Origin of the sequence: Chengkuizengella sp. SCS-71B, assembly GCF_040100845.1 — a bacterium.
Taxonomy (GTDB): Bacteria; Bacillota; Bacilli; order Paenibacillales; family KCTC-33759; genus Chengkuizengella.
Window position 1 is genome coordinate 3,087,987 of the sequence record NZ_JAZHSH010000001.1, and the last position, 19,174, is coordinate 3,107,160.

The following is a 19,174-nucleotide window of genomic DNA, read 5'->3' on the forward strand; positions in this document are numbered from 1 at the left end:
ACTAGAAACATAGACATACTTTATACTTAAAAATCTAACCAATCCTCAAAAAAGGTAGTATCCTCCATTTGAAAATAGGATTGTGAAAACCTTACAAATTCTTCAGTACTTATTTGTTTATAAGCATAGGTTTCATAATAAGCTTTTAAAAATGTAGTTGCATTATTCTTCATTCCATTTTCCTTCAGCAACTCCCATATTTTTATAGGTGCAAGACCATAAAACAATCCAAAAATTCTATGATTCATATTTTCAAAAACAGTCACATTGGCAGGCTCTGAAATTCCTTCTTGCAATATATAGTTTAGATGACGATTAGGAAAATCAAATGAGTCTTGTTCTGAATAGTTCCAGTAATCGTAAAAATAGTACGATGTTGCAAAAGTTGTAAAACCCTCATCTAACCAGCTTTCATCAAATGGATCATTACTAATCATGCCATAAAACCATTGATGAGCAATTTCATGAACAAGCGAGTCTAAGGATGAAATCGTTACAATTCCAGGGTATTCCATGCTCGGTAAGTTTTCTCCCAAGATAATATCGAATTGGTTATGAGGATACTTGCCTACTTCATTGTGAAAATAAGAAATTGCATCTTTAGCAGTTTCCATAACTTCATCTACATCTTGAGATTGTTCTTGAAATGAAGTTACTCTAACTTCTATATCCTGTATTTCATCCGTCTGTATATACATATCACTCTTTAGTATAGCAACAAACATTTCTTTTACATTGTAAGCATTAAATTCTCCCGTTGTTGAGTTTGATAGTGGGTCATTTTCTGAAGAGCTAAAAATTGTGAATCCTTGTGGAATTTCATATGAAACATTAAAATCAGAGAAGTTTGTATGATAAGATTCAGGGACTGGAAAATAATCATTTTTATCCCAACCCGAATCAAAATTTGCTAACATTGGATACCACTGAGCTAAATAGTAGTTTCCTTCATCTCGTGTAAAGCGCATTCCATATTTGGGAACATGAAACTCATAAGATATACTAAGTATTTTCTTCTCTTTAGGTATCATGGGTTCTTTTAAATCAACTTTTAAAGTATCATATTCTAACACATAGTCTACAAGTTGATTGTTTACATAAATATTGTTTATTGTAGCATCAGCACTAGCATCGATACTATATTCGTAAACTTGCAGCAATTCCTGATACTTTTCATTTCCTGCTGTAAACACATTTGGAATGAAATAAAAAACGATTTCAGACCATTCATCTGTTGATAAATTTTCAACCTGTATTTGTGCTTCTACAAAAAACTTTCCATTATCATTCATTTCAAGAGAAAGATCATAACTCCCTTTGCTTCCTACAGGAACAGGGTTTGGTTTAAAATCTTTAAAAGAAACCAGTTGATTAGTGACTACACTTTGATCTTGTTCAAATATAGATTGTTTGGTTTCATCATGTTCAGCTGAATGGTTTTTAATATCTGAAACACGTTCTTCATTTGTTTGATTATTTGGTAGATTTGTAGATTCGTTAGTAATAAAAAATATGACTCCCCCAAAAATCATAAAAACTAGAATCACAACGATGAGTTTTAAAGAACTATGTTGGTTTTTGTTAGTTCCCATTGTTAACTCTCCCTTTCCAAATCACAATAAATATACAAACAATTTACTCCCTTGTATTCATATGTTAGGGCGTTTATTTATTTTTTGCTTTAAATGGTTTCTGATACCTTTATAGGCTAAAGGTTCATCTTTATATCTTGGTATAACGTGGAGATGTGCATGATTGATCGATTGTCCTCCAACTGGGAAACAGTTCCAACCTACATTGTAACCATCTGGATTATATTTTTCATCTAAAAACAACTTAACCTTGTTTAAAAGGGAGAACGTTTCCATAAGTTCCTCATGAGATAAATCAAATACTGTTTCTTTATGTTGTTTTGGAACAATTAACCCTGAACCGACTAGAATTTCTTGAGGCTTCATTATAAATGCATTGTTTTTCGTTTCTATCACAATTTCTTGGTCGTCAACTTCTTTAATTGGCCAGCATAATGGACAATTGTTCATTTACTATTCACCCTTATCATGTATTTCAATTTTTACCCATAATTCTTAATCGTAGTTTACATTATATTTCAATTAATAAAATATTCATTTTCCAAAATTGACATTATAATCAATGATTCATAATTACCTTCATATAAAAAACATTCTCTCAACAGACCTTCTTCTTTGAATCCCAATGATTTATACAAATGAAACGCACGATGGTTGTGTTCTTTTACATCTAACCAAAGTCGATGTGCTTTTAGTTTTTCAAATGCTAGTTTTTTTACTAGAATTATAGTTTCTTTCCCATATCCTTTACCTTTTTCTGCAATAACTAATCTTCTAAATTCAATATTATGATCTTGGTTTTTATGACCTGAAATAATTACATATCCAACAGGGTTATGATCTAGTACATTCTCAACTATTAGATGTAATCTTTCTTGATTAGACAGTATGTTTAAATGATCACTTTTTTTCCAAGCTCTTACGTATGGAGAGTTTTCTTTATGATGTTCAGTGTTTATAACAAAGTCCAGATCTTTTTCTTCTGTATTTCTTAAAATGATTCTATCTGTTTTTTCATATATTTTATTCATAATTCCACCTCTACTATGAATGAGATTCTTCTACTTGTAAAACATTCTCATTGGAGTGGCTAATATAAATGATTTCCACTCGTTTTACTAGTTTACATGACAGTAAAAAAGGGTTTAATCTTACCAAGCTCTGTTATATTGAACAGGACTTTCGATTTCAACACGCAATTGATTAGCAGCTGTTCTAACCCAATAAGGATCTCTTAATAATTCTCGTCCAATAAAAATAAGATCTGCTCTCTCATTCTTAAGAATTTCCTCAGCTTGCAATCCATTCACGATTAAACCTACTGCACCAGTAGCAATGTTGCCTTCATTTCTAATTTGATCAGCATACTTCACCTGATAACCAGGATAAGCATCAATGGAAGCAGGGACAACTCCTCCTGAACTGCAATCAACTAAATCTACACCCTGCTCCTTCATTCTTTTAGCATAATAAATAAAGTCACTAAGAGTATTGCCACCTTCTACATAATCATTTGCAGAAACCCGAACAAAAAGCGGTCCTTCCCATTCTTCTTTTATTGCTTCTATCACCTGCGATAAAAAACGATATCGATTTTCTGTACTCCCACCATACTCATCCGTTCTGTGATTAGTTAGAGGAGATAAAAAACTGCTTATTAAATAACCATGAGCTCCATGAATTTCTATAACATCAAATCCAGCAATCTTTGCTCTTCGAGCACCTTCTTTAAAAGCCTCAATCGTTTCTTTTATTTGATTAAGAGACATTTCTTGAGGTATTCTCATTTCATCATTAAAAGAAATAGCTGAAGGTGCAATTATGTTGCCATCTACTTCAGCTTTACGACCTGCGTGAGCTAATTGAATTCCAATCTTACTGCCATGTTGATGAGTCATTTCAGTTAATTGTTTTAAACCTTCAACTTGTTCATCATTCCATATTCCCAGATCATATAGGGATATCCGTCCTTGAGGATCTACAGCTGTAGCTTCTACAATAATCAAGCCTACTTGCCCTACCGCTCTACTTGTATAGTGAGTAAGATGCCAATCCATCACTTTTCCATCTTCTTTAACACATGAATACATACACATGGGTGACATTACGATACGATTTTTTAAAGTTACATCTTTTAAATCGTAACTAGAAAATAATTTCTTTGCCATGATTTCAACTCCTGTATTTGATCAAGTGAAAACTAATCATAATTAGATATTATCCTCAATATTTTACCATTTTCAATAATTTCCTTCATCTTTTGATTTTCACAATCATCAATATATTTTCATAACATATATTTATATGAATTAAATTGACATAATGTCATTTAATGGAAGTCATTTATAGTGGAGCCGATTCACCTTATTCCTAAAGAGGAAAGATAAAGATTTGGTTATTCTTAAACCCTGATCTATTCTATCATATCTAGGATACTTACTTATTTCTTTGATTGTTTCCTGTGTATTTGCATAGTAAACTTCTTTGATAAATGTACTATTTTTTGCTACGATTAGATTGTTTAAAATAATTTGTTACAACTTCATAAATCCCGTTTTCTTTTATCAGGCAAAGGTTCAACTGTACATTTAATTCTATTGAATAGAAAAATATTCATTTTTCAAAATTGACATTAATGATTTATACAAATGAAACGCACGATGGTTGTGTTCCTTTATTTATGACCTTGGTTTTTGTGACCCTGAAATAATTACTATCCAGCAGGGTTATTCACTCGTTTTACTAGTTTACTGATAGTAAAAAAGGGATTGAATCTTACCAAGCTCTGTTATATTGAACAGGACTTTCGATCTCAACACGCAATTGCTTAGCGGCTGTTCTAGCCCAATAAGGATCTCTTAATAATTCTCGACCTATAAAAATAAGATCTGCTCTTTCATTCTTAAGAATTTCCTCAGCTTGCAATCCATTCACGATTAAACCTACTGCACCTGTAGCAATGTTTCCTTCATTCCGAATTTGATCAGCATACTTCACCTGATAACCAGGATAAGCATCAATTGAAGTCGGGACAACGCCTCCTGAACTGCAATCAACTAAATCTACACCCTGCTCCTTCATTTTTTTAGCAAAGTAAATGGAATCATTGAGTGTATTGCCACCAGGTACATAATCATTAGCAGAAATGCGAACAAAAAGGGGACCATCCCATTCTTGTTTCACAGCTTCTATCACTTCGGATAAGAAACGATATCGATTTTCTCTACTTCCTCCATACTCGTCCGTTCTCTGATTAGCAAGTGGAGATAAAAAGCTGCTTATTAAATAACCATGAGCACCATGAATTTCTATAACATCAAATCCAGCAATCTTAGCTCTTCGAGCACCTTCTTTGAAAGCCTGAGTTGTTTCTTTTATTTGATCAAGGGACATTGCTTGGGGTGTTCTCATTTCGGCGCTAAAAGGAATGGCAGAAGGTGCAAAAATGTTACCCTCTACTTCTGATTTACGACCAGCGTGAACTAATTGTATCCCGATCTTACTGCCATGTTGATGAGTCATTTCAGTTAATTGTTTTAAACCTTCAATTTGTTCATCATTCCATATTCCCAGATGATATAGCGTTCTTCGTCCTTGAGGATCTATAGCTGTAGCTTCTACAATAATTAAACCAACTTGCCCTACAGCTCTACTTGTATAGTGAGTAAGATGCCAGTCCATCACTTTTCCATCTTCTTTGACACATGAATACATACACACAGGTGACATTACAATACGATTTTTTAAAGTCACATTTTTTACCATGTAATTAGAAAATAATTTTTTTGCCATAATTCACAGCTCCTATATTTGATTTTCATCAATTAAATACTATTTATAATATTTAGATATTATTCTCAATATTTTGACACTTTTCTATAACTACCATTATCTTAAAATTTTTATAGCAAGCATGAATATTTTTGCATAACATACTTATATAATTAAATGACATAATGTCATTGACATAGTGTCATTGACATTATATCATTTAATTAAAGTCATTAATTATCAGTTGTATTAGGAGGGATTTATACAATGAATACTTATCATCCTGAACCTTATAAAATAAAAATGGTGGAGCCGATTTACCTTATTCCTAAAGAGGTACGAAAAAGAAAAATTGAACAAGCAGGTTATAATCCATTTTTACTAAAAAGTGAAGATGTCTATATTGACCTTTTAACTGACAGCGGAACAGGCGCAATGAGTGATCGCCAATGGGCAGGTTTGATGATGGGGGATGAATCCTACGCAGGCAGCAGGAATTTTTACCATCTAGAACAAACTGTGCGAGAACTTACGGATTATCAATATGTCATTCCTACTCATCAAGGACGTGGTGCTGAACAGGTCCTTTTTCCACAATTAATTCAAAATCAAGGTCAAGCGGTTCTAGGCAATATGCACTTTGATACCACAAAAGCTCATATCGAATTAAACCAGGCGAAAGCAATTAATCTGGTTATTGATGAAGCATATGATACTTCCCATGATCATCCATTCAAAGGTAATTTTGATATCAACAAATTAAATTCCTATATTAAACAACATGGAAAAGAAAATATCGCTTTCATTTTAATAACCGTTACTTGTAACAGCGCAGGTGGGCAACCTGTTTCAATGCAAAATATAAAAGAAGTATCCCAAATAGGTAAATCAAATCAAATTCCAGTTTTTTTTGATGCAGCTCGCTTTGCAGAGAATGCCTATTTTATTAAAAAAAGAGAAGATGGATATGAAAACAAATCAATTCGTGATATTATTCTTGAAATGTTCTCCTATGGTGATGGTTTAACCATGAGTGCGAAAAAGGATGGTCTAGTGAACATTGGCGGAATTCTTGCTATTCGTGATCATAAAGAGTTATTTGAGCAGTGTCGTTCATATATTGTTCCCATGGAAGGATTCCCAACGTATGGTGGTTTAGCTGGAAGAGATATGGAGGCTTTAGCAATCGGATTACAGGAAGTAGTGGAGTTAGATTATCTAGAACACCGCATACGTCAAGTTCAATTATTAGGTGATTTATTAAAAAATGATGGAATTCCAGTTCAAGAACCGATAGGTGGTCATGCCGTTTTTATAGATGCTCAAAAGTTTTTGCCTCACATTTCAAAAACTCAATTCCCAGCTCATTCTCTTGCTGTTGCATTATATCTAGAAAGTGGGATTCGTGGGGTTGAAATTGGATCATTGTTATTCGGTAGAGATATCAAGACAGGAGATGATGGTTTATCTCCATTAGAATTATTAAGGTTGACGATTCCAAGAAGAGTATACACAGACAATCATATTCGTTACATTGCAGATGGGATTATAGCTCTGTATAAAAAAAGAACTGAAGTTAAGGGAGTTAGTTTTACTTATGAGCCAAAAATCTTAAGACATTTCACATCCCGATTTACTCTTTCAAACAATTCAGCTGTTCAAGAGGTTCAAGAAACCCCAGTTATTCAGAAGGAAATATGAGCATATAGCGAATTTATAGATATTAAGAGTAGAATTCCAAATGGAATTTTACTCTTTTAGTGTATCTTAAAAAGATAAATATCTAGCTTCATTATTCAATTAATAAACAATTTGTGTTATCCTTTTCATTAATATGTCTTAAATATCACTTTAAAGGATTGAAACGAAATGGAAACTAAAAAAATATCCAAAAGAAAAATGCAGTCTGTACAAACTAGAGAAAAATTATTACATGCAGGTCAGGACATATTTATTGAATTTGGCTTTCAAAAAACGACCATATCGCAAATCATTAAGAAAGCTGAAACAGGATATGGGACAGCCTATGTATATTTTAAAAATAAGGATGATATTTTAATAGAACTAATGGAAGATGTGATGGAAAGATTTTATGAAATAGCCAATCGAACTTATGAGCCAAAATCTAAAAAAGAAGCCTTTGCATTAATTGAATCACAAAGTATATTATTTTTGGATATGGCTAACAAAGAGAAGCTAATGATGCAGATCATTGAAGAAGCAATACGATTATCAGATAACGTAAGATCAAAATGGACTGAAATTCGTGAACAGTTTATAAAACGCATTAGTGAAGACATTGCCTATGCTCAAAAAAATGAACTTGCTAGAATCGATGTTGATTGTACTATCGTAGCTCGTGCTTGGTTTCACGCTAATGAAATGTATTTGTGGGAAATTGTAACTGACCATAAAACCCCTCCAATTAAAGAAATCGTTCATAACATTGCTTCCATTTATACTGGAGGATTGTATAGGTAGAATTCAAAGGAGATTAAGAGTCTTGAATAAGAAGCAACAGATCATTTTTCGTAGTTCTATTATTACAAACATTTTTTTAGTAATTATTATTATCTGGGGATTCATAAATACTAACTTTGTAAAAGAACAATTAATTTTTGAACAAGTACAGCACAATTTAGTTGAGTTAGAGGGATTGATTACACACCAAAAAAAATATAACTGGTCAGAACCTAATTTAGTTACAACAGAAGTAAGGGACATCTTAAACGGTATATATATAGGAGTAAGTACTGGAAAGTATTTAAAAACAATATCCAGCAGTGATATACGAACCCTAGAAAATCTTGCCTCTATACTTAGGCAATATCCACATGATGAACTATATGAATTTTCTACTTTAACTACAGAAGATAAACAAAATTTTGAAGAGCTACAAATAAAACTTCGAGAGGTTGGATTAGGATTGCGAATTACCATAAGTAAAGACTGGGATTCATTTATGGATCAAATAAAAACATTAGAAGAAAACCTCTCAACTCTACAGAACAAATAGTTACTCTTGTATCAAACCAAAGAAAGAGGTGTCTGGTATCAATTTCTCTAGTCTCAACATACCACCACCTCTTTCATTTCGCTAGTTTAGGTAAAACTTAACCAATTTCAATAGAATGTATTAAAAATTAAACTGCTCTTTTATCTTATAAGCTACCTCTTCTGCACTCAAATTTGTATTGTTGATTCGAATATAATTTTCTCTTGTGATCTCACCTTCATTAGAATTTAATCTATGCTTCTCATATGTAGCTCTTAGATGATGCTCAGACTGTTCAATATTTCTTTTTGTTGGCTTTTTTTCTAATCTATAAGGTGTTGTATTACGGACAAGACGTTCCTCCATATCCGCTTCTAACTCTACAAAATAAATTTCTGCTCCATTCAATTCAAAAATAGAACAAACATGGTTGACAAAATTCCAATCTCCTTGTAAATCAAATGCCCATACATATGTAAATATCATTCCATAATGGTCACTTTTTGCAAATTCACTAAACATTTCATTTCGAAACAAATTTACTAGTTTCTTGAAAGATTCTGTTCCAAAATCAAAAAAAGGTTGAATAAGATCAATCGTCATATGGTTATGAAATAACTTTAGATCTGTTATCTTTTCTAATTCATGACCAATGGTCATTTTCCCCACAGCTTGAGGACCAAATAGCAATACTAGTTTCATGTTATCCACCTCGTTGAATATATTGTTCTCGTTTCTGTCCTTTAATTGGTAGGGTTCAACCTCCATCATACATTTCATCCTTTATAAACACTATAAGTTCATTTAATTTCTTTATTGTTTTTACTGGTGTGACTGCCAATGATTCATCCCATTTTTGATTTTTATCAACCCAAACCGCCTTCATACCAACCTGTGAAGATCCAAACATATCATTTTTAGGGTGATCACCTACAAAAATTGCTTCATGCGGCAATAAATTTAATCGTTCCAACGCCATTTGGAATATTTGCTGATCTGGTTTTTTTACTCCTGCCTCCTCGGACACGATAATGACATCAAAATAATCTCTAATTTCCAATAAATCAATTTTTCCATATTGAATTTGATTTCTTCCATTTGTCACTAAACCTAGTTTATAGTTGTTTTGTTTACAAAACTCAAGTAATTCAACGGTATGCTCCATCAAAACCGCACATTGAACATAGTTGGTAAAATAAAATTCCATCAATTCATCTAACTCTGGTTTGACTTCCCAAATAAATGTTTCACGTATTTGATTAAATGTTTCTTCTTTTTTTGTGTATCCAAAATAATCGATTTTTTTAATCATTTCAATGTGTTGACTTTTTTTTAATGGAGACAATGAATTAAAATATTGCTCCATAAATAATTCTAAAAATTTACCGAATGATTTACTTCTGTCTAACAACGTATCATCAAGATCAAAAATAATTCCCTTATGCAAACTTCATTTCCCCTCATTTGTTATGTAGTTTCATTAACCTAAAGCCACGTCTAAAATCATCATCACAACAAAACCAACCATAAGTCCTAGAGTTGCAAGATCAGTGCTTCCAGAGGATTGAGATTCAGGTATAAGTTCTTCTACTACTACAAAAATCATTGCACCAGCCGCAAATGCAAGCGCATAGGGAAGAATAGGTTGTATAAGTAAAACCGCACCTGCTCCAATCACCGCAGCCAATGGTTCAACAATTGCAGAAAGTTGTCCATAATGAAAAGCTCTTTTCCTAGACATCCCTTCTCCACGTAATGGTACAGATAAAGCTGCTCCTTCAGGCATGTTTTGAATACCAATTCCTATCGCAAGACCTACAGCACCTATTAATGATGCGTCTCCTAATCCTAAAGAAGCTGCTCCAAACGCAACTCCAATGGCTAATCCTTCAGGAATATTATGTAAAGTAATTGCTAAAAACAACAGTGTTGATTTTTGTAACTGCGTTTGTGGACCCTCAGCTTTTTCATGTTTTTCATTTAAATGAAGATGTGGTACTACAAAGTCCAATAACCGAATAAATAAACCACCAAATAAAAAACCAACTGCTGGGGCCAACCAAGGAATCTGTCCATTCTGTTCACTAAACTCAATGGAAGGTGCCAATAATGACCAAAATGAAGCTGCAATCATGACGCCTGCCGCAAATCCTAACATCATATTTAATACATGTTTATCTATTCTTTTGAAGAAAAATACAGTTGCAGCACCTAAAGCAGTTAATCCCCATGTAAAAAGCCCACCTATTAAAGCCTGCACCGTAGGATTTAATTCACTGAACCATAAAAACATGAAATGAACATCCTTTCACTCTCCATTTTAATGATTAATATACCATTGTTAACTAATTAGATGGATTATAACAGATTCAACTTGTATTGGACAGTAAAAAGTGTCACAGATATTCATTTCAAATCAAGCTTTAATCTTTTGATTAAAAATATAGGTAAGAGTGTAACAAAGGAATGTATATGGAACACGTAGTTTTGTGAGTGAGATTACAATTTGTTCATAAATAAAAAAATCTAAAAAGTCAAATCTCCTTCTTCAAAATATTTACTATATATCTCTAGATTCCGTTTCTTTAATCCATTGATTGTACTCTTCATTGCTCTTTTTACTGTCGGTCTTGAATCACTTGCTAGTACTTTAAATAATTCAATCGAATCTTCAATATATTTCATGCCTTCTGCGGAAGAAAATATTTTGGCTATATTCCACCTTACATTTTCATCGTCTATTTTTATCCAATCGTTCATTCTCTCCATTACTTGATTAGGATAGTATATTAACAAACCGTCACCAATGGCAAATGCACCTAAGTTCTTTTTTACATAAGGATTTTGATCACTTAAAAGTGGTTCAATCAAATCAATAAGTTGATTAGCCATCTCCTGATTCTTTAATTTACTTACATATTTAACTGCAACAGTGACAGCTCTTCTAACATTAGGTGATTCATTATTTGTCCACTCATAGAAGGTTTGATAATATTCATGAAAGTGATTGACTAAGATAATGGAACAAGCACTAGCCACCCATTCTCTAACTTCCCAATGATCACTGTCAGCTAATATAAGTAGAGTATTATTTACTTCTTTTGGATTAATTTCAAATTGCTCCGCTATTAAAATTGAACCTAATTCTTCACCTGTAATATCATTTGAGTTTGCTAATAACATACCAAAGTCATATATGGACTCTTTCGTTACCAATAATTTTTTAATCATTTTTAAAGCCTTGTTTTTCACAGCTTGTTTAGGTGTTTCAGCATGATTAGTAGCTTGCGATTTGAGTTTGTTTAGCATGCACTGTACATCTTTGCTAAGAATAGATTGTTCAAGCTCCACCAATAATCACTTCCTCAACTTCATTCTCTATTTTTTTCAAAATTTCTTCTGATTTAAATCTACTTGCTTTTTTCCCATCCAAAGCTCTCAAACCACATTTGCTGATGGTTTTTTTCTATAGCTGTTCTAATGAAGGGAATCATATTACTAGGTAACTTGTCCACTTTAAACCACTTGAACTCTTCACATTTATCAGGTTCAACATTTATGATCTCACCTTGCCACGAGTCAACTTTGACGTAAAAATCAATCCATTCGTTTTTTATGTTATTCCTATGCATTACGCCAACTACATTAATCTCATTTGAATCTATTCTGACGCCTGCTTCTTCTTTGGCTTCTCTAATTGCAGCTGACACTACATCCTCTCTGCCTTCTATTTTGCCAGCAACTATACCCCATTTACCATCTTCAAACCCTGTATTCTTTCTTTTTAATAGTAAAACTTCATTATCATTTCTATAGAACAGTACATTTACGGAACCGTAATATAATGGCTGATTCATATTGTCACCTTACCCTATCACTTTTCTTTCTAAAATGATCTTTTTACAATTTTATATATAATAAACCCAATAACTGCTCCGGTTGTATTTAATATAATATCATCGACGTCAAAACTACCCCTTTTCAACAGTAACTGTAAAAATTCCAAACATGTAATACTTAAGATAAAACTAAAAATAAATTTAATAACATTAAATCTAAGCACATAAGGTCCAAATATTCCAAAAGGGATAAATACAACTATATTACCTAATATATTGATAATCCAGATTTTAGGGTCAAAATGATCATAATAATAAAAATATTGCTTGATCGTACTGAAAGGTGTTAAGTTGTAGCTAAAGCTACTATTAATCTCAGTTCTATCAAACCCTACAAACATCCAATATACTAATACGAACAAATAAAACATCATCAATATGGCTGTGATTCCTCGAAGTAAAGTTTTCAATTGTGCATCTCCTATTTAAAAATAATATTAATTAATATTATCCAGACCTTATTATCATAACATTTCAAAATAAAATTGGCCCTACCTATTAACTCGTCTTCTTTTTGACCTGAATCTTATAAAAATAGATATTGTTACCAACAATGTTGAAACCAATATCGTTATCCCCATGGAAACAAAAACACTTATAATGCTACCTAAAAAATCATGAACAACCGTCAATTTAATCACATCATGTGGTAAAGATTCTGTGTCGGTATTAATTCTAAAGCTACCGCTACTCTCTATTGTAAAATCATATAAAGAACTAGCTTCCACATCATTCATGCTATAAGTTAAGCTTTGCTGAGGTGTTAACAACATTTCATTCCGTGTTTCCAAATCTATTACGGACACTTTAATCTGATCTATTACATGATTATATTTAAGTGTCCTTTTCATTTCAAATATACCAATATCTAATTGATCAATTTCATATTCATAAAAAATAGTATATTCACCAGGTTGTTCTAGTTCCAGATCATTTTCTCCAGGAACGAATACATAGGGAAAATTTTCTGTTTTAAACAAATAATTAACGTTGAAAGCAGTAATTAAAATGCCAACGATAAGTACAATAATTGCAACAATAATTCCAATATACCATGGTATTTTCATAGATGTCTCCTTTTTACTGTATCCAAAAGTATTAATTTGTAAATTCTTCCCCATCATTTTAATCTGAGGTTATTCTAATTTATCCAACACTTTCACTTCTCCATCATTGTATCCAATGATGACTTGATCAACCATATTTACAAACAAGCCATTTTCTACTACTCCAGGTATCATATTTAATTGAGTATGTAGATGTGATGGGTCTTCAATCAATTCAAAATAACAATCTAAAATATAGTTTCCATTATCAGTAATAAATGGTTCATTCTTTTCTAGTTTTCTTATTTTTGTTAGACATTTAAATTTTTGTATTTCTCGTTTGGTTGCTTCAAACCCAAACGGGGTAATTTCCACAGGTAGAGAAAATGAACCGAGTTCTTTCACGTACTTTGATTCATCTGCCACTACTACAAATTTTTCAGAAGCAAATGCCACGATTTTTTCTCTTAGCAATGCGCCTCCTCCACCTTTTATTAGATCTAAAGTTGAACTTATTTCATCCGCTCCATCAATGGTAATATCTATATGATTTACATCAGAAAAAGTAATGAGAGGTATATTCATTTCAATTGCTAGTTTTTGGGTGCTCTTTGAAGTGGGAATTCCCTTAATATTTAAACCATTCTTCACTTTTTCACCAAGCTTTCGTACTACCCAAAATGCTGTAGAACCTGTACCTAACCCAACGACCATACCATCTCTTACATGTTCAACTGCTTTTTCTCCTGCTATTTTTTTTGCATTCATATGTACCTCCTGAAGAATTTAATGATAAATTTAATTTACATTTTGGATTATACTTAATATAAAAAAACAGACCTTTAAATTTATCAAGGTCTGCTTTCACCATTTATTATTCCCCAAAATCTACATTGTGATATACTTGTTGAACATCTTCTAAATCTTCCAAAGCGTCTATCATTTTTTCAAATTGTTCCAGCACATCTTTTGAAAGTGTTACATCGTTTTGTGCAATCATCGTTATTTCTGCTACAGTGAATTCAGAAATACCAGCATTTCTGAACGCTTCTTGTACTGCATGGAATTGATCAGGTTCAGCATAAACAATAATTGCACTATCTTCTTCTAAAATATCACGAACGTCTAGATCTACTTCCATTAATAATTCAAGCACTTCATCTGCTGTTTTCCCTTCTATACCTATAACAGCAGTTTCATCAAACATATAAGCTACAGATCCACTTACTCCCATATTCCCACCATTTTTATTAAATGCCGAACGTACTTCTGGTGCAGTACGGTTCACGTTATTAGTTAATGCATCTACGATGACCATAGATCCATTGGGCCCAAACCCTTCATAACGAAGTTTATCAAAGTTTTCATCTGAACCACCTTTTGCTTTTTCAATGGCACGATCGATGATTGCTTTTGGTACATTATACGTTTTAGCACGCTCAAGAACGAATTTTAATGCTTGATTTGAGTCAGGATCAGGTTCACCTTGTTTAGCTACGACATAAATCTCACGCCCGAATTTTGCATATATTTGACTAGTTTTTGCATCTTTTGATGCTTTTTTTTCTTTAATATTATTCCATTTACGACCCATAAATGTTTCACTCTCTTTCATTCTTTAAATCAAATATATTATACCTTATATGGTTCATTTATTGAAATGAATAATGTTGTCAAAAACATTTTAAAAATTTATGAGTTTCAACTAAAATTGAATTTCTTTGGCAGCTTTTAATTCAGCAAACCTTCCACCTAAAATACTGTTGTGATGTTCTATAATTTGCTTTGCTTTTAATATTTTTGTGTCAAATGTGGAGTGCCCATCCTCTATTAATACATTATTATATCCCAAACTAAAGGCACGTCTACAGGTCGTATCAACACAAAACTCTGATTGCATTCCAACAATAATTAGGTTTTCTATTCCTTTTTCTTGCAGATTCTCATGTAAATCTGTTTGGAAGAATGAATCACAGTAATTTTTTTGAATTACCATCTCATTTTCAAGGGGTGTTATTTTAGGGTGGATTGGCCACCCTTCCTTACCGTCAATTAAATTGGGAGCTTCAGTATGCTGAATAAAAAACACTGGTATATTATTTGAGCGAGCCCTCGCCAATAATTCTTGGATGTTATGTAATACTTTATCTCCGTTGTACAAACTCCCTCCATCATATGTAAACATTATCACTTGTACATCAATAATTAATAAAGCTGTCTTATTTTCCATTACCCCACCTCCCTTTTCTCATGGTTTAATTTGTTCATGATTTGACTTAAATGGTGTTCATCATGTTCATTTAATTCTTCTATAAGATAAAGTAGTGAATTAGGGGTTAATTTCCTAGTTAGATCTTCGTATGATAAATTCAACAGCATTTCGCATAATTTATTTCTAGTTGCATTAAATTCTTTGATTAGCTCAACCTTTGAATATTTTTTTCTAGCCATTTCATATCCAAGTTGATTAAAAGTATCAAATTCGGGAAATTCCATGTTTTCTCCATTTTTCACAGCTGGAATTGTATGATCAATGATATATGTATCCCAATTTAATAAATGCCCTATAATTTCACCAATAGATGCTTTCCCTTGTGCAATAGGATCTAACCATAGTTGATCAGGTAGTCCATTTAAAGAGGTAACAAATTTAGTAAAATCTCTATACTGTTTAATAATTTCGTTATAATTCATAAATCAAATCCCCCTTACTTAATATGAATATATTATCATGGGAAACGATATAATTCAAACATACGTTCTGTTTACCCTTTCAACTTTACTTCGTAATATGAAATAAAGTTATTATTATTTTACCAAATGATTTATCAGGTCTCTAACTGTTTCAACGTAATAAGTAGGATTGTTATCTAATAATTCTTGTTTACTGCCATAGCCGTATCCAACACCAATAGATGCAACTCCGTTATTCTGTGCTCCAATTAAATCATATTTTCGATCACCTATCATGACAATATTACTGGGATTCAATTTTTCTTTTTCAATTAAATATTGGATGACTTCAGTTTTATCTGATCTTGTTCCGTCTAAGTTACTTCCACTTGTAAATCGAAAGTATTTTTTTATATCAAAATGTTCTAGAATTTTTTCCGCAAAAAGAGTAGGTTTTGAAGTCGCTACATACAACTGTTTATTCTGATTTGTTAATTCCTCCAACAAGTGAATTATTCCATCATATAGTGTTCATTCTCATATAAACCCTTCTCAGAAAAGTATTCTCTATAATAAGCTACTGCTTCCTTTACCTGTATTTCATCAAATGAGTAAAATTCCATAAAAGATTGATACAGCGGAGGACCTATAAAAGTTTCTAATTCATTTAAATCTTTCACATCAATATCAAATTTAGCCAAAGCATATTGTATTGACTTTGTTATACCAGTTTTGGGATCCGTTAATGTTCCATCTAAGTCAAATAATATTGTGTTATATTTCATCGTATACACCTGCTTTTCATATTCTCATGTTAGTATATTGTCCCTAGCAAAATTCTTCAACTCTATAAACTCAATGACACCTTTACAATTCAGTTACAATCTTTATATCATTTTAATTGAAAATTAATGTAATTTTAAGGTTAACAAACTACAATAAGTCTTGTAACAAAAAAAAACCAGGGGGAAACAAAAAATGAAAAAAGCATTACAAATTTTTGCGATTCTAGGAGCTATCACTGTTTTTGCAGCAGCTTGTACACCACAGGATACAGATGTAGAGCAACAGGAAGAATTTCAAGAAAATGAAGAAATGAATTTTGAAGAAGAAGGTACAGATGAAGATGCTGACGCAGAAGCTACTGATGAAGAAGATGCAGAAGCTACTGATGAAGAAGATACTGAAGAGTCTACTGAATAATTGAAATAAACAGCTGAACAAATTTATATAAACAAAAAATGATGTGACTTACATTTCACACCTAAATAGTTACTCTAGCTTCACACTAAAACATATGGAATATATTAGAATGTATACATTAAAAATCAGTCATCTCTTATTCTATAGCTTAGGTTCAGTGAATGTAAGGTGTAATCATTTTTTATATAAATTTAAATAACGATGGTATCTTCTTAAGGAAGACTGCCATCGTTATTTTATTCTACATATAGAATTTAAAATGTTATTAATTTTAATTCAACTTTCCCCGAATTCAATCCTAGAAATTTTCATATTTCCCCATATCGCTTTTTTCACAATGACATCAAGTTCTCCTCTTTGCTGCTCAAGTTCTCTACCTTCACCTTCAGGAACATAATACTTTTCTATACCATATTCAACAAAAATGGAATTTGGTCTAATCTTAGAAACCACTGCCTCAAGGTAAATGTGAGCTTCCACTGCATCCTTAGGTTTAACATGACCAATAGATGCAACTGTATAATAACCCTTTTCTTCTATTAATCCAATTGTGAGCTTCTCACCTATATCAGGCAAATTAACTTCTTGCCATAGGGTTTTGGGAATGTCATTTATCTCATAATGTAAAATAACGTAATCTCCGTAAAATAAATCTCTAGGATCAACAGGTACTGTTTTCAAACGTAATTCTTCCCCAAACCATTCCACAGAATAATTGCTGAGAGAAATAGATAATAAAAAACAAACTTGTAATATGAGAGCTATGATAAACCAACCTCTTTTTGAAGTTCTCAATTCAATCACCTCCACCATCGATTAGCCATTTTTCCTTTTGTTTTTGCAGTATGAAGTAAATTCCAAACAGCAATCCACCACCAAGTATGAATGAAATTGATTTCGGCATAAAATCCCAAGTCAAATTAAGATATGCTACAAGTGTACTGAACAAAAATGAGAAACTTCCCAAGTTAACAATCATTCTATTTCTTAGCTTAAAACCAAGCCACAATAAATACATTGAAAAGAAATACATCATAAATATATAAACAACATCTGTAAATGGAATCAAATAAAAAACTGGAATCATTATGACCCATTCATACCCTGTAAATAATCGATTATTCTTCCACTTAAATGCAATTGAAATTAAAGCAATAAGCAAAAAGGTTATAAAATGAAAAGCTGAAAAAGATTCAGAACTTCGATATAAAACCATGAATAATGCAAACATAAAAAAGAATAATAGACTTAATTTTCGATATATTGAAAAGAAAAAGTCTTTAGGAAAAATATCCGCCAATACATAAAATAAATAAACTGGAACAAGCATCCAAAACCAAGAGATATCATAATTTGAAAACAAAAACAATGAGTGAATAAAAACAGAAGTAGATAATAATAAAATAATAACAATATGATGTCTATACTTAAATGCAAACAAACCTAGACCTATCGCTAGAAAAATAAAGGTAACAAAGCTAAATTGATTATACGTAATCAGACTAATACCTTGTGATAAATTCAAAATCACGAGTGTTAAATAAAACAGTAATGAACTTCGATATATATAGGTCATTGCTAAACCAGCTAAACCCCAAACGATAAATGAGGTAACATCATTTGCACTTATATGAAACATCTGACCAGTTAAAATGATGCCAGCACCAAAGGCAACTACTCCTAATGATATGAAACAATGACCCATAACTAAAGATCCCTTAGCAACCTTTTGTTCTCCAAATCCGTAAAAACCTAACATTACAATTAAAATAATTAATAATTTTATTGGATTTGAGATTAATGACCAATTAGAGGCAATAAAAGTCAATATCCCTAATCCGATTAATAAACTAGCTAATATGGGTATTATTTTATAAGAACGTTTATCCTGTTCTGGATACAACTCAAGTATTTGATTGAATTGCTCGTTTGAAATAATTTGTTTTTCAACCCATCCTAAACCTTCTTTTTGTAATAATTTTCTCAATGATTACA

Annotated in this window: 22 protein-coding genes and 1 pseudogene; 4 read left to right on the plus strand and 19 right to left on the minus strand. The window is 31.9% G+C overall.

Annotation, left to right across the window (positions count from 1 at the left end; genetic code table 11):
* Nucleotides 1-26: 26 nt before the first annotated feature.
* From VQL36_RS15195 to namA (VQL36_RS15215), 5 genes are all read right to left on the minus strand, one after another.
* Nucleotides 27-1,592, minus strand: a complete 1,566-nt coding sequence (locus VQL36_RS15195; RefSeq protein WP_349250133.1) for a M1 family metallopeptidase — start codon at nucleotides 1,590-1,592, stop codon at nucleotides 27-29.
* A 57-nt stretch (nucleotides 1,593-1,649) separates the two neighbouring features.
* The gene (locus tag VQL36_RS15200; protein WP_349250134.1) at nucleotides 1,650-2,042 is read right to left on the minus strand and encodes an HIT family protein; all 393 of its coding nucleotides are present in this window, start codon (nucleotides 2,040-2,042) and stop codon (nucleotides 1,650-1,652) included.
* A 68-nt stretch (nucleotides 2,043-2,110) separates the two neighbouring features.
* Entirely contained in the window at nucleotides 2,111-2,623 is a 513-nt protein-coding gene (locus tag VQL36_RS15205) for a GNAT family protein (RefSeq protein WP_349250135.1), read from the minus strand.
* Nucleotides 2,624-2,743: 120 nt separating this feature from the next.
* Nucleotides 2,744-3,760, minus strand: a complete 1,017-nt coding sequence (gene namA, locus VQL36_RS15210; RefSeq protein ID WP_349250136.1) for an NADPH dehydrogenase NamA — start codon at nucleotides 3,758-3,760, stop codon at nucleotides 2,744-2,746.
* A gap of 607 nt (nucleotides 3,761-4,367) precedes the next feature.
* The gene (namA, locus tag VQL36_RS15215) at nucleotides 4,368-5,384 is read right to left on the minus strand and encodes an NADPH dehydrogenase NamA (RefSeq protein WP_349250137.1); all 1,017 of its coding nucleotides are present in this window, start codon (nucleotides 5,382-5,384) and stop codon (nucleotides 4,368-4,370) included.
* Nucleotides 5,385-5,630: 246 nt separating this feature from the next.
* On the opposite strand from namA (VQL36_RS15215), the gene VQL36_RS15220 reads away from it, so the two are divergent.
* The 3 genes from VQL36_RS15220 (at nucleotide 5,631) to VQL36_RS15230 (ending at nucleotide 8,379) form a co-directional block, all read left to right on the plus strand.
* A complete protein-coding gene (locus tag VQL36_RS15220; RefSeq protein WP_349250138.1) occupies nucleotides 5,631-7,064 on the plus strand; it encodes a tryptophanase in 1,434 nt (477 codons plus the stop codon).
* Between the two features lie 168 nt (nucleotides 7,065-7,232).
* Nucleotides 7,233-7,844 (plus strand): TetR/AcrR family transcriptional regulator, encoded by a 612-nt coding sequence (locus VQL36_RS15225; RefSeq protein ID WP_349250139.1) that lies wholly within the window; start codon nucleotides 7,233-7,235, stop codon nucleotides 7,842-7,844.
* A gap of 22 nt (nucleotides 7,845-7,866) precedes the next feature.
* Nucleotides 7,867-8,379: a hypothetical protein gene (locus tag VQL36_RS15230; protein ID WP_349250140.1), complete on the plus strand. Its 513-nt coding sequence runs from the start codon at nucleotides 7,867-7,869 to the stop codon at nucleotides 8,377-8,379.
* Nucleotides 8,380-8,499: 120 nt separating this feature from the next.
* Here the strand turns inward: VQL36_RS15230 and VQL36_RS15235 are convergent, their stop codons facing one another.
* The 12 genes and pseudogenes from VQL36_RS15235 to VQL36_RS15290 all read right to left on the minus strand — a co-directional run bounded on the left by VQL36_RS15235 (nucleotide 8,500) and on the right by VQL36_RS15290 (nucleotide 16,761).
* Nucleotides 8,500-9,060, minus strand: a complete 561-nt coding sequence (locus tag VQL36_RS15235) for an AAA family ATPase (protein ID WP_349250141.1) — start codon at nucleotides 9,058-9,060, stop codon at nucleotides 8,500-8,502.
* Between the two features lie 55 nt (nucleotides 9,061-9,115).
* Nucleotides 9,116-9,805 carry an HAD-IA family hydrolase gene (locus tag VQL36_RS15240; RefSeq protein ID WP_349250142.1) on the minus strand — a complete coding sequence of 230 codons (690 nt, stop codon included), beginning with the start codon at nucleotides 9,803-9,805 and terminating at the stop codon, nucleotides 9,116-9,118.
* A 33-nt stretch (nucleotides 9,806-9,838) separates the two neighbouring features.
* The gene (locus VQL36_RS15245) at nucleotides 9,839-10,651 is read right to left on the minus strand and encodes a ZIP family metal transporter (protein WP_349250143.1); all 813 of its coding nucleotides are present in this window, start codon (nucleotides 10,649-10,651) and stop codon (nucleotides 9,839-9,841) included.
* Nucleotides 10,652-10,884: 233 nt separating this feature from the next.
* The gene (locus VQL36_RS15250; protein WP_349250144.1) at nucleotides 10,885-11,709 is read right to left on the minus strand and encodes a DNA alkylation repair protein; all 825 of its coding nucleotides are present in this window, start codon (nucleotides 11,707-11,709) and stop codon (nucleotides 10,885-10,887) included.
* A gap of 59 nt (nucleotides 11,710-11,768) precedes the next feature.
* Nucleotides 11,769-12,215 carry an NUDIX hydrolase gene (locus VQL36_RS15255; protein WP_349250145.1) on the minus strand — a complete coding sequence of 149 codons (447 nt, stop codon included), beginning with the start codon at nucleotides 12,213-12,215 and terminating at the stop codon, nucleotides 11,769-11,771.
* A gap of 29 nt (nucleotides 12,216-12,244) precedes the next feature.
* Nucleotides 12,245-12,667 (minus strand): VanZ family protein, encoded by a 423-nt coding sequence (locus VQL36_RS15260; protein ID WP_349250146.1) that lies wholly within the window; start codon nucleotides 12,665-12,667, stop codon nucleotides 12,245-12,247.
* Between the two features lie 81 nt (nucleotides 12,668-12,748).
* Nucleotides 12,749-13,378 carry a hypothetical protein gene (locus VQL36_RS15265; RefSeq protein WP_349250147.1) on the minus strand — a complete coding sequence of 210 codons (630 nt, stop codon included), beginning with the start codon at nucleotides 13,376-13,378 and terminating at the stop codon, nucleotides 12,749-12,751.
* A gap of 15 nt (nucleotides 13,379-13,393) precedes the next feature.
* Nucleotides 13,394-14,071, minus strand: coding sequence for a ribose-5-phosphate isomerase RpiA (gene rpiA / locus VQL36_RS15270; RefSeq protein ID WP_349250148.1), 678 nt, complete (start codon nucleotides 14,069-14,071; stop codon nucleotides 13,394-13,396).
* A 106-nt stretch (nucleotides 14,072-14,177) separates the two neighbouring features.
* A complete protein-coding gene (locus VQL36_RS15275; protein WP_349251190.1) occupies nucleotides 14,178-14,897 on the minus strand; it encodes a YebC/PmpR family DNA-binding transcriptional regulator in 720 nt (239 codons plus the stop codon).
* Between the two features lie 111 nt (nucleotides 14,898-15,008).
* Nucleotides 15,009-15,533, minus strand: a complete 525-nt coding sequence (locus VQL36_RS15280) for a cysteine hydrolase family protein (protein WP_349250149.1) — start codon at nucleotides 15,531-15,533, stop codon at nucleotides 15,009-15,011.
* Nucleotides 15,533-15,997, minus strand: a complete 465-nt coding sequence (locus tag VQL36_RS15285) for a DinB family protein (RefSeq protein WP_349250150.1) — start codon at nucleotides 15,995-15,997, stop codon at nucleotides 15,533-15,535. Before VQL36_RS15285 ends, VQL36_RS15280 begins: the two co-directional genes overlap by 1 nt.
* A gap of 114 nt (nucleotides 15,998-16,111) precedes the next feature.
* Nucleotides 16,112-16,761: pseudogene (locus tag VQL36_RS15290) on the minus strand (HAD family hydrolase).
* Nucleotides 16,762-16,954: 193 nt separating this feature from the next.
* Between VQL36_RS15290 and VQL36_RS15295 the strand changes: the two are divergent.
* Nucleotides 16,955-17,179, plus strand: a complete 225-nt coding sequence (locus tag VQL36_RS15295; RefSeq protein ID WP_349250151.1) for a hypothetical protein — start codon at nucleotides 16,955-16,957, stop codon at nucleotides 17,177-17,179.
* 276 nt (nucleotides 17,180-17,455) lie between these two features.
* Here the strand turns inward: VQL36_RS15295 and VQL36_RS15300 are convergent, their stop codons facing one another.
* Nucleotides 17,456-17,974 carry a GDYXXLXY domain-containing protein gene (locus tag VQL36_RS15300; RefSeq protein WP_349250152.1) on the minus strand — a complete coding sequence of 173 codons (519 nt, stop codon included), beginning with the start codon at nucleotides 17,972-17,974 and terminating at the stop codon, nucleotides 17,456-17,458.
* 1 nt (nucleotide 17,975) lies between these two features.
* Nucleotides 17,976-19,166, minus strand: coding sequence for a DUF2157 domain-containing protein (locus tag VQL36_RS15305; RefSeq protein ID WP_349250153.1), 1,191 nt, complete (start codon nucleotides 19,164-19,166; stop codon nucleotides 17,976-17,978).
* Nucleotides 19,167-19,174 lie beyond the last annotated feature (8 nt).